At 54.0% G+C, this 17480-nt stretch carries 15 protein-coding genes; 10 read left to right on the top strand and 5 right to left on the bottom strand.

What is annotated here, in order from left to right; translation table 11 throughout:
* Positions 1–32: 32 nt before the first annotated feature.
* Positions 33–1421: an ATP-dependent RNA helicase DbpA gene (gene dbpA / locus HPY30_08320; GenBank protein QYZ65991.1), complete on the top strand. Its 1389-nt coding sequence runs from the start codon at positions 33–35 to the stop codon at positions 1419–1421.
* Positions 1422–1456: 35 nt separating this feature from the next.
* Here dbpA and HPY30_08315 read toward each other — a convergent pair whose 3' ends face one another.
* Positions 1457–1732 (bottom strand): hypothetical protein, encoded by a 276-nt coding sequence (locus HPY30_08315; protein QYZ65990.1) that lies wholly within the window; start codon positions 1730–1732, stop codon positions 1457–1459.
* Positions 1733–1967: 235 nt separating this feature from the next.
* Here HPY30_08315 and HPY30_08310 point away from each other — a divergent pair, with 235 nt between their 5' ends.
* The 4 genes from HPY30_08310 (at position 1968) to HPY30_08295 (ending at position 5334) form a co-directional block, all read left to right on the top strand.
* Complete coding sequence (locus HPY30_08310; protein ID QYZ65989.1) at positions 1968–2198, top strand: hypothetical protein; 231 nt, start codon at positions 1968–1970, stop codon at positions 2196–2198.
* A gap of 172 nt (positions 2199–2370) precedes the next feature.
* Entirely contained in the window at positions 2371–4086 is a 1716-nt protein-coding gene (locus HPY30_08305) for a VWA domain-containing protein (GenBank protein ID QYZ65988.1), read from the top strand.
* 15 nt (positions 4087–4101) lie between these two features.
* Positions 4102–4563: a sigma-70 family RNA polymerase sigma factor gene (locus HPY30_08300; protein QYZ65987.1), complete on the top strand. Its 462-nt coding sequence runs from the start codon at positions 4102–4104 to the stop codon at positions 4561–4563.
* Positions 4564–4641: 78 nt separating this feature from the next.
* Entirely contained in the window at positions 4642–5334 is a 693-nt protein-coding gene (locus HPY30_08295) for a hypothetical protein (protein QYZ65986.1), read from the top strand.
* Between the two features lie 238 nt (positions 5335–5572).
* Here HPY30_08295 and HPY30_08290 read toward each other — a convergent pair whose 3' ends face one another.
* Positions 5573–6580 carry a CDP-6-deoxy-delta-3,4-glucoseen reductase gene (locus HPY30_08290; protein ID QYZ65985.1) on the bottom strand — a complete coding sequence of 336 codons (1008 nt, stop codon included), beginning with the start codon at positions 6578–6580 and terminating at the stop codon, positions 5573–5575.
* 113 nt (positions 6581–6693) lie between these two features.
* Here HPY30_08290 and HPY30_08285 point away from each other — a divergent pair, with 113 nt between their 5' ends.
* The gene (locus HPY30_08285) at positions 6694–7587 is read left to right on the top strand and encodes an SDR family oxidoreductase (protein QYZ65984.1); all 894 of its coding nucleotides are present in this window, start codon (positions 6694–6696) and stop codon (positions 7585–7587) included.
* A 469-nt stretch (positions 7588–8056) separates the two neighbouring features.
* The gene (locus tag HPY30_08280) at positions 8057–8668 is read left to right on the top strand and encodes a peptidoglycan-binding protein (protein QYZ65983.1); all 612 of its coding nucleotides are present in this window, start codon (positions 8057–8059) and stop codon (positions 8666–8668) included.
* Positions 8669–9052: 384 nt separating this feature from the next.
* Here HPY30_08280 and HPY30_08275 read toward each other — a convergent pair whose 3' ends face one another.
* The 3 genes from HPY30_08275 to ubiD form a co-directional block, all read right to left on the bottom strand.
* Positions 9053–10405 carry an IS1182 family transposase gene (locus HPY30_08275; protein ID QYZ65982.1) on the bottom strand — a complete coding sequence of 451 codons (1353 nt, stop codon included), beginning with the start codon at positions 10403–10405 and terminating at the stop codon, positions 9053–9055.
* A gap of 71 nt (positions 10406–10476) precedes the next feature.
* Positions 10477–11109 carry an AAA family ATPase gene (locus HPY30_08270; protein ID QYZ65981.1) on the bottom strand — a complete coding sequence of 211 codons (633 nt, stop codon included), beginning with the start codon at positions 11107–11109 and terminating at the stop codon, positions 10477–10479.
* Positions 11110–11179: 70 nt separating this feature from the next.
* Complete coding sequence (ubiD, locus tag HPY30_08265) at positions 11180–12652, bottom strand: 4-hydroxy-3-polyprenylbenzoate decarboxylase (protein QYZ65980.1); 1473 nt, start codon at positions 12650–12652, stop codon at positions 11180–11182.
* A 163-nt stretch (positions 12653–12815) separates the two neighbouring features.
* Here ubiD and HPY30_08260 point away from each other — a divergent pair, with 163 nt between their 5' ends.
* Genes HPY30_08260 through HPY30_08250 form a run of 3 tightly spaced genes read left to right on the top strand, consistent with a single transcriptional unit; the run spans position 12816 to position 17384 of the window.
* Positions 12816–13868, top strand: coding sequence for an efflux RND transporter periplasmic adaptor subunit (locus HPY30_08260; protein QYZ65979.1), 1053 nt, complete (start codon positions 12816–12818; stop codon positions 13866–13868).
* Positions 13861–17088 (top strand): efflux RND transporter permease subunit, encoded by a 3228-nt coding sequence (locus tag HPY30_08255; GenBank protein QYZ65978.1) that lies wholly within the window; start codon positions 13861–13863, stop codon positions 17086–17088. Before HPY30_08260 ends, HPY30_08255 begins: the two co-directional genes overlap by 8 nt.
* Complete coding sequence (locus HPY30_08250; GenBank protein QYZ65977.1) at positions 17085–17384, top strand: hypothetical protein; 300 nt, start codon at positions 17085–17087, stop codon at positions 17382–17384. The genes HPY30_08255 and HPY30_08250 overlap by 4 nt, the downstream gene beginning before the upstream one ends.
* Positions 17385–17480 lie beyond the last annotated feature (96 nt).

The following is a 17480-nucleotide window of genomic DNA, read 5'->3' as shown; positions in this document are numbered from 1 at the left end:
GTCCCCCCAGCATCAACACAGGACAAAATACATTGAGCCAAACAGCATTCTCAACGCTTAAGCTGCATGCCGCTCTGCTTAAAAACTTATCATCTCTTGGATATGAGGAGATGACCCCCATACAAGCACAGAGCCTGCCCCATATTCTGGCGGGAATAGATGTTATCGCCCAGGGAAAAACCGGCTCGGGAAAAACTGCAGCGTTCGGTCTTGGCCTGCTGGAAAAGCTCGATGTAAAGCGTTTTCGTGTGCAATCACTGGTGCTTTGTCCGACCCGTGAACTTGCCGATCAGGTTGCAAAAGAGATTCGGAGATTGGCTAGGGCTATCCACAATATCAAGGTCTTGACATTATGTGGCGGTATGTCGATCGGTCCTCAGATTGGCTCACTGGAACATGGTGCCCACATTATTGTGGGAACCCCCGGACGCATAGAGGATCATTTGAATAAAGGGACACTGCAGCTGAACAATGTGAATATGCTCATCCTCGATGAAGCCGATCGCATGCTTGACATGGGGTTTCAGGCAGCGCTGGATGCCATCATTGATCAGACCCCCGATCAACGTCAAACCCTGTTATTCAGTGCAACCTTTCCAGATCAAATTCAGTCTATCGCCAAGCGCATTATGGTTAAACCCGTCATGGTGCAAGTGGCTTCTATTCATGATAATGCCAGTATTCAGCAGCATTTTTTCAAGGTTGAGAATAATGAGCACCGTTTGACTGCTCTGTGCCTGCTGCTTTTGCAACATCGCCCTGAATCCGCCCTGGTATTTTGCAATACCAAACGGGAAACCCAGGAAGTGGCTAATGCGTTACTTCATTTTGGTTTTAGTGCGCTCGCCTTGCATGGTGATCTTGAACAGAGAGACCGTGATCAAACACTGGTGCGGTTTGCCAACAAAAGCGTCTCGATTCTTGTTGCTACCGATGTCGCTGCCCGTGGTCTGGATATTGATGCGCTGGATGCTGTAATTAATTACCACATAGCTCACGAGTCTGAAGGTCATGTTCACCGTATTGGTCGCACGGGTCGAGCTGGAAGCAAAGGAACTGCGTACTCTTTGTATAGTGAAAAAGAGAGTTACAAGGTCGCTTCGCTGGATGCAAATGTAGACCCGATTTTAGATAGCGAATCTTTGCCGCCGCTCAGTTTGTTGGAAGAACCGGCAATGAAACCCTTAATGGCAACGCTGCAAATTGACGGTGGAAAAAAGCAAAAAGTTCGCCCTGGGGATATCCTGGGCGCTTTAACCGGAAAAAACGGCATTTCAGGAAAACAGGTCGGAAAGATTCAAATTTTTGATAACTGGGCATATGTGGCCGTTAGTCAGGACGTTGTTCAACCGGCACTGAAAAAATTAGGTGAAGGAAAATTGAAGGGACGCTCGTTTCGGGTCAGGCTGATTCATGGCTAGTCGGCAGGGTATTGGCGGAGTGACCCAATCTCTCCTCAGGCGACCTTGATCCTTACCACATTCATCACTTCAAGCTCTATTCCGGCAACTATCTTGATTCCCGGGTAGTAGGTCAGGTTAACCTGTTGACCGGCGATGTTCTTGTATCTCCGTTTGCGTTTATAGCTGAAGGGAACCTCATGTCCCTCCACCATCAGCGTGTTGATAATCCACTCACCCTCATCCCGCTGTACATGAGAGACCACCTTGAGCATATCGGAATGAACGAGCTTTGCGTGCCGCTTGAGTAGTTTTTCCGGATCGGATTGCATGAGGTTTCTCCTCCATAGCCGGTAAAGCCGGGAACCGTTCACTATTATCCGCCCAGAAGCGCCCGAGTAACAGTGCGAAAGGCCGGGAAGTTCCGCATCGATTATTGCTTTGCCAGAAAGTGGATAGCCTGAATCTGCGCTGTTGTTGGACCTGCCCGCCGTGATATTTCCAACCGTTTCCTGAAATGTGGTTTATCCTGATATTAGGATATCTGAAGAATGGGAGGTACGCACGATGAGACCCACAGAGTCAGCAATCACAACCTCGCAGCAGTATTTCGATAAAGTCGTCCCGAAGATCACGGCGGATGGAAAGATGGACGACAAGGAACTGCTCTATTCGTTCAAGACAATCATCTGGAACCAGGCCGCTTTGGCTCGTGCGATTCGGGATGTGTACGACGTGGTGGCCCGGATTGAACAGACACTGAAACAACAGTCATCCAGAGGGCCGGTAGGGCGTTAGAGATCCTACAGTCTCCTGGGAGTTATATCTCACGAATTCAATTATGCTTGTGCGTGGGGGGTGTAGCGTGCCCCCCCGCAAGAAAAATCGTCAATCTTCCCGTTATTTAACCCCGTTACTCCTGCGTATCCGTATTAATAGATGGAATTAATCACACGGGCAGGAGAACCCTATGAAACTGAATCCATTTGCTATCGCCCTTACGGTGTCATTGTTAACGGGTTGCGGCCTGTATGAGTCGCGTTCGACCTCAGAGGTTGTCGACCCAGGACCGGGCCGCCCGGTTGTGGCTGAACAGACGGTTATGTTAGATCTATCCGCCCAACAAAAACATAAGCCAGTGGGGCTTATGAAGCGGGAGGCAGACTGGTCTGGGCAAGCCGTTGCTCCCTCTCAGGTGGCCGCTGTTTCAAGTGGAATTCGGCTGCCATCAGAACGGTTGGACCGGGAGTCTTATGCCCACATTGAGGATAATGCCGTCAAGCGTGTTCAGGAGGTTCCGGTCTCGACCTTCAGTATCGATGTGGATACTGGTAGTTATGCCAACCTGCGGCGAATACTCAAGGAGGGCAGGCTGCCGCCTAAGGATGCGGTACGGGTCGAGGAGATGATCAACTACTTCACCTACGACGATACGGTGCCGAAGGAAAAGAACCAGTCCTTCAGCATTACCACCGAACTGGGACCGAATCCCTGGAATCAGGAAACCCGGTTGTTGCGTGTCGGTCTTCGGTCATGGGTTCCCCAGGACGTTGAACGACCCTCCGCCAATCTTGTATTTCTGGTGGACGTGTCAGGTTCCATGCGCTCTCCGGACAAGTTGCCACTGCTCAAGCGCAGTCTGCGCCTGTTGACCGGACAGCTCGATGCCGATGACCGCGTTACCCTGGTGGTCTATGCAGGGGCATCTGGTGTGGTATTGGAGCCGACTGCCGGCAACCGCCGGGCAACTATCGAGCAGGCACTGGAACGTCTCCATGCGGGTGGCTCGACCAATGGTGCCTCGGGTATTCGTCTGGCCTATGGGAAGGCGCGGGAGGCTTTTATCGAAACTGGCGTGAACCGGGTCATTCTGGCTACCGATGGTGATTTCAATGTCGGTACGGTAAACCATCAGGCACTCATTGATCTGATCGAGGAAAATCGCAAGGACCGTATTGCTCTTACCACGCTGGGTTTTGGCGGTGGCAACTACAATGACCAACTGATGGAACAACTTGCCGACCACGGTAACGGCAACTACGCCTATATCGACACTCTGCTGGAGGCGCGCAAGGTGTTGGTCGAAGAGATGGGCGCCACCCTGCAGACTGTGGCGGGTGATGTGAAGATCCAGATCGAGTTCAACCCGGATCTGGTCGCGGAGTATCGGCTGATCGGATATGAGAACCGTCTTCTGGCACGGGAAGACTTCAACAACGACAAGGTGGATGCCGGTGAGATTGGTGCCGGTCATTCAGTCTCAGCGCTGTACGAGATCGCACTCGTCGGCGGTAAGGGCAACAGAATCGACCCGCTGCGATATGGCAGCGGCGAGACAAAGGGGAATGCCGACGGAGATGAGATCGCCTTTCTCAGGCTGCGCTATAAACGCCCGGGATCAGATATCAGTGAACTGATCGAACGACCTCTTCTGTCCAGTGAGATCAAACAGCGCCTTGATCAGACCAGCCACGACTACCGTTTTACCTCAGCGGTGGCTGCATTCGGGCAAGCGCTGAGAGGCGGTTCTTATCTGCAGAATTTCGGCTACGATGAGATCATTAAACTTGCCCGTGGGGCACGGGGCGAAGACAGTGGAGGCTATCGGAATGATCTGATTCGCCTGGTTGGTCTGGCTGACGACCTCTCTGTCAGTCAGACGCTAGCCATTTCCCAAAAACAATAAAGCGAAAGATGTTCGATGGATAACCCCAGCGACGAATCACTGATGCAACGTTATCGATTGGGTGAGACGGCGGCCTTCGATGCCCTCTATCAAAGGTATAGGGGGCCGCTCTATCGCTTTATTACCCGTCAGTGCAGTGATGCCGGGATTGTGGACGAGCTCTACCAGGACGTCTGGCTGCGGGTAATCAGTGCCAGGGAGCAGTGGAAAAAGGAGCTCACATTCCGGCCCTGGATATATCGTATCGCCCACAATCGTGTGGTCGATTACTGGAGGAGTCTTCGTCCCGTGGACCCCCTTGAACAACCTGATGAAGTGATTTCTCTGGAAGTCAGTGCCTGGCCGGATGCCTGGGTGATGATTCGACAGTGCGTGGAACGTCTCTACCAACTGCTTGGTGGTTTGAGCGAACCGCAGCGCAGCGCCTTTCTGCTGAAGGAGGAGGGTGGACTCAGTCTGGAACAGATTGCGAGGTGATGGATACCGGGCGCGAGACCATCAAGAGCCGCCTGCGTTATGCGCTGAAGCGACTGCGGCAGGGCCTGGAGGGATGCGATGAGTGATCAGAACGACATCCATGATGAACGCATCTCCCATCTCTACAAACAGGGTGGCTCAGAACAACCCTCCCCGGATCTGGATAGCCGGATCCGTGATGCCGCACAACAAGCGGTGAAGCGCCGCAAGCGGCCTTTTTATCTGGTTTTTTCACCCAAAGGGCATAAGTTTGGTTTGATCAGACGAGCTGATCAACTCAGCTTTATTGCAGCCGCTGCTGTGCTGATGCTCAGTTTCGGGCTGGTCATCCGACTCTTTGAGCCGGTCTCCATGCTTGAGCCTGAAGTTCCAGTGCCCATGCTGATGGAACAGGAAGAGGCCGGCCAGCCGATGGAATCTTCTTCATCTCCGGCGATGGATTTTGCCGGGCCGGCATTCTTGCCTTCCGCAGCGCCAAAAAAGAAGGCGGCTAAAAACAGCATGAAGCCAAGACGTGAGATCCAGTCAATGCAGGCAGAACGGGCAGGAAAAGAGGTTAGGACGCTGCCCAAGCTGGAGAAACACATGTCCAGGCAGGCCGTCCCGGCACAGATGCAGGATTTGGAGTGCGATGGGGTCTCACTTCCTGACAGTGATAGTAAAAAGATCTGGATTGAGCAGATGAACAGGCTGAAGGAAGATGGCGATCTTGAGGGGTATGAGTGCCTGCACCAGGCTTATCTTGAACGGTTTTGGGATATGTCGAAATAAACCTGGATCTGATCCTGTGCAGTTCTGTAGGTCGGGTTAGATGCGTACTGTGCCTAGCTTGAATTTCGCGGCCTGGCTTGCCGCGCATCGTAACCCGACGCTGTTTTATAGGATTACATCGCGCATAAATGTCGTGCCAAAGCCCGGCTTTGTGCCATTGTGCGTCTAATCCGACCTGCGACTGTTTCTCTCGCCTGGAATGGCACGGCCACTCTTTTCTTACTGCTTAAAATCGCCGTTATTTCGCTGCGGCGCCATACTCGAAAGAGTCTGAAAAGAGGTGCTCTTCACTCAGGCCGTGGGCGAGGAAGGTATCCTTGCCTGCTTTGATCATTGGCGGTGGGCCGCTCATGTAGACCTCGTGGCCGCTCAAGTCCGGATTGTCACTGATTACCTGGTCATGCACCCAGCCGTTTTTTCCTTCCCAGTCAGGATCAGGTTCAGAGAGGACTGGGGTGTAGCTGAAGTTGGCGTGTTCACGCGCCCAGGCTTCCGGCATCTCAGGCAGATAGAGATCCTGTTTGGCGCGAACCCCCCAGTAGAGGTGCATGGGGCGATCGATGCCGATCTCGAAGGCGTGTTCGATAATGCCTTTCAACGGCGCAAAGCCGGTACCGCCCCCCATGAAGATAATGGGTCGGGATGACTCCTCGCGCAGAAAGTAACTGCCCAGGGGTGCCTCCAGCCGCAGAATGGTCTTCTCCTCCATGCCGTCGAAGAGGAAATCCGTGAATGAGCCACCGGCAACATGGCGGATGTGCAGTTCGATATAGTCGTCGTTGTGGGGCGCATTGGCGATGGAGAATGCCCGCTTGCTTCCGTCTTCAAGAATGAAATTGAGATATTGCCCGGCCAGAAACTGCAGGCGCTCGCCTTCAGGAAGTTTAAGGTAGAGACGGATCACGTCATCGTTAAGATGCTCGATCTTATCCACTCGGCAGGGAAACTCGCGAATCTCGATATCCGCCGCCTCGACGATCTCTTTTGACTCCAGACGGATATCGGTGGAAGGTATCGCCTTGCAGGTCAGGCAGCTGTTTTCCGGCAACTCCTCCAGTGCGGGTGGGGTACCGTCTGCATAGCTCACGTCACCTCCGAGCAGCGTACTTTTGCACTCTCCGCAAAAACCATTGCGGCAGCCGTATGTGAGGTTGACCCCCTGTCTAACTGCTGCGTCCAGGATGCTTTCGTCAGCATCCACGCTGAATTCGTGACCGCTGGGTTCGACGTGAACTTTGAAACTCATGGGATTCCTTGGTATTGAGTAGAGCCTGAATCTACGAATCCAGGCAAGAAAACAGTGAACAAATAATTCTCGCCTATTTTAGTCAGGAATTAAACCGGGGAGTTGATTGGGTAATGCAGAGAGTCACTATTGTTGGTTGCGGAGACATTGGTCACCGGGTTGCGATGCGGCTGCCTGTGCAGGAATCGAGTGTCTCCTGTTGGGTAAGGAGCCATGCCAGTGCCCGAAAGCTTCAAGGGTTGGGATTGGCATCCGAGGAGGTTGATCTGGATGATTCTGCGATTTTCCTTCCTGTCGTTGCGGGCCATTCACTCTTCTATTTTGCCCCTCCGCCGGGTAGCGGTGTCGAAGATATGCGGGTGGCGGCCCTGATTAGGGCGATAGCTGAAACCGGGCATCCTTACCGGGTGGTCTACCTGAGCACCACAGGTGTTTATGGTGACTGTGATGGGGAATGGGTGGATGAACAGCGCCCACCCTCACCCAGGGCTGATCGGGCCTGGCGTAGACTGGATGCTGAGCGGCGCTGGCGTGAATGGAGTCTATCGAGTGGCGGCGAACTGGTGATTCTCCGGGTGGCCGGGATCTACGGTCCGGGCAAACTGCCGCTAAAGCGGTTGCAGTCAGGGGCGCCGATGGTGGCGGAAACTGACTCACCCATCACAAACCACATTCATTCCCTGGATCTGGTGGATGTCTGTCTGGCGGCAATGGCGCGGGGGCGTTCTGGTGAGGTCTACAATGTGAGTGATGGGCACCCCGGCACCATGACTGCCTACTTTAACCAGGTGGCGGACTTTCTTGGACTTGCCCGCCCCCCGGTTATCTCTCTGGCAGAGGCGAAGCGGCGGTTGTCCCCTGGCATGCTCTCCTATCTGGCAGAGTCCCGGCGGCTGAGTAATCGCAAAATGGTCGAGGAGTTGGAGGTCGGTCTGCGCTACCCAACTCTGGCAGAGGGGTTGCCTGCCTCGCTGGATGAAGAGCAGGGTGGCAATAATCAGGGCTGAAAAACAGTGTCAGGATATTTTACAGTCACTCGAATCCCGTGAGTTTACATTTGATTGCTCTAACGTATTAAAAAACAAGGACTTGAGGTTTTTGCCGTAGAAAGTCCACAAATCTGCTTTGTGGCTCCCCCCCCAATATACTGTCGGATTTTTTTACACGTTTGCTTGTCAGCCTAATGCTGAAATTTATAACAGTCTGAATAATAAAGAAAATAACTGGGTGGCATGGTGATTGCTAGTAGTTATGACAAGGCTTTTAGCCGAGGTTGGATAGACAATCTGAATTGTAGTCAAATGAAGTGACGGAAAGCATTAGGCCGCCGACCCGCCGTTTCAGATGGTTTGAATTGGAATTGTGCTTGAAAAAATAATAATCCGTCGGAGGACGGGATCTACGTAGTAAACTACAGCTATACGGTTTCCGTATAGCTTTTTTTTTGTCCGATTATTCGTTAGGAGTGGAAGCGCGATGTTAAACAAGTGGATCGCCACCGGCGTGTTGCTATTGGGGATGGTCCAATCCCAGGCATGGGCGGCTGATAGTGATGGGAAGTTTTCTGTCAGAAGCATGGGTTTGGCTACCTGCAGTCAATATGTAGAGGAGAAGGCCAAAGCCGAGGGTAAATACGCTGCGTTTTTGGGTTGGATGGAAGGGTATCTGACGGCGACCAGTCAATATGCCAAAGATACTTACGATGTCGTTCCCTGGGGCAACGCCGTCTATCTTGGCACGATGCTGGAGGTGCATTGCAAAGCTAATCCGGAGCAGCGTTTCTATGTGGCAGTAGCCAGCCTGGCCAGAGCCATGCAGAGTAACCGCATTGTCTCTCTGTCGCCGGTGGTGGAAGCCAAGAATGGCGAGCACAAGGCTTATCTTTATAAAGAGGTTTTGGAGAGGCTGCAGACTTGGCTGAAAGAGAACAAATACTACGATGGAGCCATTGATGGTGCCTACGGGAACAAGATGCGGGATGCAATCGTAAAGTTTCAGAAGACAGTGGGGCTGGATGAGACCGGCGTGCCGGATCAACTGCTGTTGCACCGAGCCTTACTGCAGAGCAAAGTGGAGAAGGCTAAATAGGTCTGCCTAGAAAGCCGTATCCAACCACAAAGAATACTAAGGAAATAGGTTGATTAACATGGATGTTAATAGGGAAATTCTGGATGACTCGGTTATTGTCATCTCGACGGTAGAGAGAGATCTCAAGCAACGGAGTACTGGCTCGCCGTTGGGGGTATGAGATTTCTCCCTGCGGCTGAAATGACAGGTTTCTCTATTAATTCAGAGCTTCCTTCGTGTTCTTTGTGGCGATATCAATATCCTAGGAGTCTGTCGGGTTTGATCCATTGAGCCAGGGATATTTTCCGGCCCACCGTGTTTTTCCCATAATCGCTGCCTCTGTAGGAATATAAGCCCTATGTAGGGCAGTGAATTATGAAAGACTGACCTATCCTTGTCGATATCTCAGCCTGCCAGCGCATGCATCCGCTTCAGGTTCCATGCCGTACATACCAGATTCCATTCACCTTGCGCTGAATCACTCCCTCGAAGGTGAAATTGCCGAAATCCCATTACTTCTTTGATAATGCCGAAGACGGTCTCAACTGTCGATTTCCGTGTGGCATACACGGCCTTGCCTTCCGGTGTACTGAGTCGATGCCTCATTCGGGTTAACATATCGGCATCTTCCGGGCAGGGCGGCACCTGTTTCAGCCGCTCTTCCAGCGGCAGGTTGTGCTGTTCGCGGCTATCGGAGAGGTAGGGGGTGATCTCCTGTGCTTCACAACGATTGACATTCTCTTCACTGAAGTAACCCGTATCCGCCAACAGACCTTGTGGTTTTCCCAGCTGCTCTTCTGCTGCCTTCAGTTGTGCAAGTGCAGGTTCTATTTCCTGTTTGTCATTGGGTTGCTGGGTAATATGGTTCTCCACGATCAGGTGGGTACCGGTATCAACTGCCGCTTGGGCGTTATAGGCCTGAACAAACCCTTCCGATGAGGGCATGATGCGTGACTCCTCATCCGTGAAATTGACTTGGTCTTTTTCCTGTGGACCTTCTTCTGGCGGCTTTGGCACTCTACCTCTGGCCTTCTTCCCTGTCTTTTCCTCTCGTTCCTTACGCCGCTTCACCTTCTCTTCGTATTCCGCCCGTTCTTTTTCAAAGCGCTCACGCGCTCTTCGTTCGATCTCTTTCTTAGCCTTGGCTATCGCAGCAAGCCGGTCCTCACGACGTTTGAGTTCCTCTGGAATATCCAGTTCCGGCTCTTCTTCTGCATCGGCCTGTTCGGCCTTTTTCAGCAACAGCTCGACTTCACGATGAAGCTGCTCTTCAAGCTTGTTGGCATACCCCCAACTCATCGCCTTGTGTTTGCTGGCATTGGCCTTGACCTTTGTCCCATCCAAACTCACATTGCCTATCTTCAAAAGACTCATCGCCTTGGCTATCACTAATATCTGGACAAAGAATCCCTTCAACTCCTTGAGAAAGCGTTTGCGAAAGGTGGCGATGGTGTCATGGTCTGGATGGCTGTCTGCCGTAATGAACCGGAAGGCCACGGAGTCGTAGGTGGCTTGCTCCAACTTTCGGCTGGAGAATACGCCGGTTGCGTAACCGTAGAACAGCAGTGAAAGCAAAATGGCTGGATGGTAGGGCGCTTTTCCTCCGCCACCGTATTGAGATTCCAGCTCTTTCAGATCCAGCTGTTCTACGATGTCCACGATAAATCGCGCCAAATGGTTCTCTGGTAGCCAGTCCTGTAATGAGGGCGGCAACAGATAGGGGGTGTCTCGATTAATCGTGCGGAATTTATCTGACATACTGACTTCGGTTCGTTATTCTTTGGCTTACAGTATTTTATCAAATGGGACTGGTTAAATCCGACAGACTCCTAGATCTTGATATTGAGCCAGTCGAACAACGCATCCCACAGAATGACATCCTGATAGACCTGTGAGGGCGCCAGCTCGAAAATGCCCAAACCCCGCTCTGCCGACTGGATGTAATTCTTGCTCTCTCTCAGATGGGTGATTACAGGCACTTTGAGGTGGCCGAGAAATTTTTCCAACTCGTGGTAGATGATTGTCTTTTCATGTACCCGGTTGGCGACGATGCCGATGCGGGTCTGGTGCCGGGAGACGCGCCCGCTACTCAGGAGCTCTTCCAGAAAGCGGCTGCAGGCCCGGATATCGATGGGCGAAGGCAGTACCGGCAGCACCAGGGTATCCACCCGCCTCAACATCTTGTTGATCGCCTTGCCATGGGTGCCGGCCGGGGCGTCCATGATCAGCAGGTCGGTTCCCTTCTTTGTCCTGATGGGTTCGCCGGTGGCATCGATCGCCTGGATGTCGGGGATGCCTTCATAGTCCTGGCGTGCCTCCAGCCAGTCCAGCGAGGATTTCTGAGGATCGAAATCGGCGAGGGCCACAATGAGTCCTTCGTCCGCATACCAGGTGGCAAGATTGGTTGCCAGTGTGGTTTTTCCGCATCCGCCCTTGGCATTCATCAGCAATATGGTGTGCATGGCGAGTTTCCTAATGGTCGTTGGACGGATTACCACTTCGAATTGTAGCTAATCCTGAGGAGGTCGGCATTCAGGGTGAGTCGATACCGAGTTCGTCCCAAATGTCGTCGACCCGCAGCTTGACCGCTTCTTTCATGAGAATGGGTGTGCCCCACTCCCGGTTTGTCTCTCCCGGCCATTTATTGGTGGCGTCGAAACCGATCTTTGAACCCAACCCTGAGACCGGTGAGGCGAAATCGAGATAGTCGATAGGCGTGTTTTCGATCAGCGTGGTGTCCCGTACTGGATCCATGCGGGTGGTCATGGCCCAGATGACGTCGTTCCAGTCGCGGGTATCGACATCATCGTCCACTACGATAACGAACTTGGTATACATGAACTGGCGCAGGAAGGACCAGATTCCCATCATCACCCGCTTGGCGTGCCCCGGATACTGCTTTTTCATGCTCACCACTGCCATGCGGTAGGAGCAGCCCTCCGGCGGCAGGTAGAAGTCGATAATCTCCGGGAACTGTTTCTGCAGGATCGGCACGAAGACCTCGTTCAGTGCCACCCCGAGAATCGCAGGTTCATCCGGTGGCCGCCCGGTATAGGTGCTGTGATAGATAGGATCCTCGCGGTGGGTAATGCGCTCGATGGTGAAGACCGGAAAGTGCTCCACCTCGTTGTAGTAACCGGTGTGATCGCCGAAAGGGCCTTCCGGCGCTATGTCATCCGGATGGATGTGGCCTTCCAGCACAAACTCTGCTGAGGCAGGTACCTGCAGGTCTGAGCCGATACACTTCACCACCTCAGTGCGGCTGCCCCGCAGCAGCCCGGCGAAGGCGTATTCTGAAAGTGTGTCTGGCACCGGCGTTACCGCAGCCAGAATGGTGGCAGGGTCTGCACCAAGTGCCACAGCAATAGGGAAGGACTCTCCCGGATGGCTCTCCTTCCACTCCCGAAAATCCAGAGCACCTCCCCGGTGGGCCAGCCAGCGCATAATGACACGATTGCGCCCGATAACCTGCATTCGGTAGATGCCCAGGTTCTGGCGTGACTTGTTGGGCCCCCGGGTCACCACCAGTCCCCAGGTGATCAGTGGGCCGGCATCCCCAGGCCAGCAGGTTTGCACTGGTAGATCGGCCAGGTCAACGCCATCGCCTTCAAGGATCTGCGCCTGGCAGGGGGCATTGCGTTGCTCCTTCGGCGCCATATCCAATACCTTCCGGAAGATCGGCAGTTTCTGCCAGGCGTCCTTCATCCCTTTTGGCGGATCGGGCTCTTTCAGAAAAGCCAGCAGTCTGCCGACCTCCCGTAGCGCCTCTACAGTTTCCTCGCCCATGCCCATGGCGACCCGTTGCGGGGTGCCGAAGAGATTGCCCAGCAGCGGATGGTCTGAACCCTTTACGTTTTCGAACAGCAGAGCAGGTCCACCAGCCCGCAGGGTACGGTCGCAGATTTCGGTGATTTCTAGGTTGGGGTCAACTTCCGTCTGAATGCGTTTCAGTTCACCCCGGGATTCAAGTTGCCGGATAAAGTCGCGCAGGTCCTGGTATTGCATGGGATATCGGTGTTTCCATTATTTTGATTGCAAACCTTACCAGAGCGGGTGGGTTGAGCGTTATTTTGTGACCAAAATTTATTTTATGGGGCATAAGAAACTTGAATTATCCTGATTTAGGTCTAATATAAGCAAAATCTAATATATCAATCGGGATAATCCCATGAAATTAAATACGCAAGTTTGGCGGCAGTGGCTTTTTGTCATGCTCAGCCTGTTCCCGCTGTTAGCATCTGCTGAATTGACCACAGTGGAGGCAGATTTCCGTGAGACTCCAAGGGAGTTTCGTCTCGATGGTGTGGTGGAAGCGATCAATCAGACTACGGTCTCCGCTCAGACTCAGGGTCAGGTGCAGGAGATACTCTTCGATGTGGATGACTATGTCGAAAATGGACAGTTACTCATCACCCTGAAAGATACCGAGCAGAAGGCGCGCCTGCAGCAGGCCGAAGCCGACCTGAAGGAGGCCCTGGCTCGATTGCAGGAGGCAAAAGATGAATATGTGCGCACCAAGGAGCTGTCAGGCAAAAAGCTGGTCTCTCAGTCGCAGCTGGATAAGGCGAATGCAAGCCTGAAGTCGGCCCGTGCCCGTCACGATGCCGCCAGTGCAGGCTTGGTACAGACCAGTGAGCAACTGGAGTACACAAAAATCCGTGCGCCCTATAGTGGCATTGTGACCCATCGCCTTATCGAGGTGGGTGAGATCGCCCAACCGGGACAGAAGCTGATGAGCGGCACCTCGCTGGATCAGCTACGGGTGTTGGTGGACGTACCACAGAGTCTTATCCCCATCATTCGCAAGACCGGCAAGGCACGGGTATTGCAGCCGGATAGTGTGTTCGTGGAAGCGACCAAGCTCACCATCTTCCCCTTTGCACACCACGGCAGCAATACTTTCAAGGTGCGGCTCGACCTGCCCGAAGGTATTCCTGACCTGTTTCCCGGGATGTTCGTGAAGACAGCATTTGTCACCGGCACCAAGCGGGAACTGGTAGTGCCGGTCGAGGCGGTGGTCTATCGCTCAGAAGTCACCGCTGTCTATGTGATGGAGGAGAGTGGGCGTGTCCGGTTCCGCCATATTCGTGCGGGTCATCGGTCGGAGGACGGCAAAATGGCGGTGATAGCCGGGCTTTCGGCGGGCGACCGGGTGGCGATCGATCCGATTGCGGCAGGTGTCCTGGTGAAGCAGCAGATGGCGGAGGCCGGTAATGAGTAAGCTGGCGATATCGGGACGCATCGCGGAGCGTTTCATGCTTACGGAGATTACTCCCTTGCTGGCCCTGGTGGGGCTGTTGCTGGGTGTTTTTGCGGTGTTTATTACGCCTCGTGAGGAGGAGCCGCAGATCAACGTCACTTTCGCAAACGTCTTCATTCCCTTTCCCGGTGCCACAGCAAAAGAGGTGGAGAGTCTGGTGGCAACGCCGGCGGAGCAGGTGTTGTCGGAGATAGACGGTGTAAAGCATGTCTACTCCACCTCCCGTCCCGGTATGGCGGTACTGACGGTGAGATTCGTGGTCGGAGAAAATCGTGAGGACGCAATCGTGCGACTCTTCAGCAAGGTCTACTCCAACCAGGACTGGTTGCCGCAAAATCTGGGAGTGGGGCTGCCGATTATCAAACCGAAGGGCATCGATGATGTGCCGATCGTTACCGCGACCCTGTGGACCGAAGATCCAGAGAAGGGAGGGTATGAGCTGGGACAGGTGGCGCACGCCATCGAGTCTGAGCTGAAACGGGTGCCAGGGACGCGGGATATCTACACCATCGGCAACCCCGACCGCGTGGTGCATGTGGAGCTGGACCCCCAGGCCCTGGCGGGTCACAACATCGACCTGAGTGACCTGCGCAATGCGCTGCAGGCGGGCAACCGGATTCGTGACAACATTACGATAACTGCACAAAATCATGAAGTGTTGGTACAGGCGGGGACCTTCCTCACCTCTGCCGAGGAGATCGACTCCCTGGTGGTCGGTGTCCAGGAGGGCAGGGCGATCTATCTGCGGGATGTGGCCAGAGTGAGCCACGAACCTGATTTGCCGAACCAGTATGTCTGGATGGGCGGTGGTGAACAGGGTGAGCTTAAGGGCGTCCCGTCCGGCGGGAAATATCCGGCGGTCACCATCGCGGTGGCGAAAAAGGCCGGCACCAATGCGGTGGATATTTCAAAGGCGGTGATCGAGCGTTTCGAACAGCTCCAGGGCACCTTCATTCCCGATGGGGTTAACGTCACCATCACCCGCAACTATGGTGAGACGGCTGAAGCAAAGGCGAACAAACTGATCACCAAGTTGGCGTTTGCAACCCTTTCGGTAATCGTACTGGTCTTTTTGGCTATCGGCTGGCGTGAGGCCTTTATCGTCGGCGCTGCTGTGGTGGTTACCCTGGCGATCACCCTGTTTGCCTCATGGGTCTGGGGATTCACCCTCAACCGGGTGTCGCTGTTCGCCCTTATCTTCTCCATCGGCATTCTTGTCGACGATGCCATAGTGGTGGTGGAGAACATTCATCGTCATCTGCAGATGGGCGCGAAAAATCTGCGGGAGGCAATCCCGAAAGCAGTGGATGAGGTGGGTGGCCCCACCATTCTGGCGACCTTTACCGTGATTGCGGCCCTGTTGCCTATGGCCTTTGTCACCGGCCTGATGGGACCCTACATGAGTCCGATCCCGATCAATGCCAGCACCGGCATGCTGATCTCCCTGTTGGTGGCCTTTATCTTCACCCCTTGGCTGACCAACCTTGTGTTGGCTAATCATGTTGAGAAGATAGCGGCCCATGCCCACGATGACCAGGCGGAGACCGGACTCAGTCGTTTCTTCGACAGGGTCATGCGTCCTTTTCTGTTGGGAGCACGGGGTAATCTGATGCGCTGGGTGTTGCTGGGCGGCATCCTGATTCTCATGGCTATCTCGGTCTCATTGGTGGTTACCCAATCAGTGGTATTGAAGATGCTGCCCTTCGACAACAAGTCAGAATTCCAGGTGATGCTCGATATGCCGGAGGGGACCAGTCTGGAGCAGACCACCCGTGTACTCGACGAGATGGGTGACTACCTCGCTGGCGTGGACGAGGTGACCGACTATCAGGTCTATTCAGGTACAGCGTCGCCGATCGGCTTCAACGCCCTGGTGCGCCAGTACTACCTGCGGGAGGGGGCTCACCTGGGCGATATCCAGGTCAACCTGGTGGACAAACATCTGCGTGAGCGTAAGAGCCACGAAATAGCACTTTCGGTGCGAGCACCGTTGCAGAAAATCGCCCGTGAGTATAACGGTAACGCCAAGATCGTCGAAGTGCCTCCCGGTCCGCCGGTGATGTCGCCGCTGGTGGCTGAGATTTATGGCCTTGACTACCAGGGACAGACGGAGGTGGCCTGGGAGACGCGCAGGGTTTTTGAAAATACCCCGGACATCATCGATGTGGATGACAGCGTCGAGTATCCATCAGTGAAGTTTGTCGTACAGGTCGATCGTGCCAAGGCGGCGCGTCTGGGTGTGGCCCAAAGCACGGTTGCTGAGGCGCTGGCCACGGTATTGGGCGGTGAAGACGTGAGCTTCCTTCACGGTGAGAACCTGAAGTATGCCGTGCCTATTCGCCTGGAATACTCGGATGCGGACAAGGCGGATCTGGAGCAGGTGCTCTCTCTGCGGGTGCGCGCACAGAGTGGCACGCTGGTGCCGCTCTCGGAGATTGTTCAGGTGGTGCCGCGTGTGCGGGAATACTCTATCCACCACAAGGATCTGATGCCGGTGGTCTATGTTACGGGTGACATGGCGGGTGAGACCGATAGCCCGCTCTATGGTCTGTTCGGGATTTCCGACCAGCTCAATGGCGACGGGGGTGTGGAGCAGTGGTTTCTCTCCCAGCCGGAAAACCCGTATGAATACAGTCTCAAGTGGGACGGCGAATGGCAGATCACCTACGAGACCTTCCGTGATATGGGTATCGCCTACTCGGTGGGTCTGTTGATGATCTATCTGCTGGTGGTGGCGCAGTTCCGTTCCTACCTGGTACCCCTGGTGATCATGGCGCCGATCCCGCTGACCATCATCGGCATCCTGCCGGGACATGCGCTGATGGGTGCCCAGTTCACTGCCACCTCCCTGATCGGCATGATAGCCCTGGCGGGTATCATCGTGCGCAACTCCATCCTGCTGGTGGATTTTATCAATCAGCAGGTGCGGGAAGGTTTGCGCTTTGAGGAGGCAGTTGTCAGTGCCGCCGCAGTGCGTGCAAAACCTATCGCTTTGACTGCGCTGGCTGCCATGGCAGGTGGTTTTTTCATCCTCGATGATCCGATATTCAGCGGTTTGGCGGTATCATTGATCTTTGGCTTGTTCGTTTCGACGGTATTGACCCTGATCGTGATTCCGGTGGTCTACTATGCCACGATGAGAAATCGCCTCGATGATATCCAGGCAGGGAGTGCTTCATGACAAGAGAGAACTGGCAGGGTCGTTGCTGGAATTGTGGACAGATCCTGAAGGCGGCAGATTTCAGCCGTGAAGCGCGTTGTCCGGATTGCAGCAGGGCGACCCATGCCTGTAAAAACTGCCGCTACTACAAACCCGGTTTGGCCAATGATTGCAGGGAACCTGTTGCCGAGCGGGTGACCGACAAAGAGCGGCCAAATTTCTGTGACTATTTTGAGCCTTGGGAAGCGGCTTATGGTGGCGTTACAGCAACTTCTGGAGATGACATGCTGAGTGCTGCGGAAGATCTTTTTAAATAGCGGGTTATCCTCGTCGGTGCCGCTCCTGCCTAGTGTCCGTCAGGAAACACTGTTTTCACCACGAAGCGCACGAAGAAAACTCATGGTTAATCGATC

Source organism: Gammaproteobacteria bacterium (ex Lamellibrachia satsuma), from assembly GCA_019623805.1.
Taxonomy (GTDB): Bacteria; Pseudomonadota; Gammaproteobacteria; order Chromatiales; family Chromatiaceae; genus QGON01.
The sequence above is the reverse complement of the archived record's forward strand: the minus strand, read 5'-3'. Positions and strand labels throughout refer to the sequence as shown.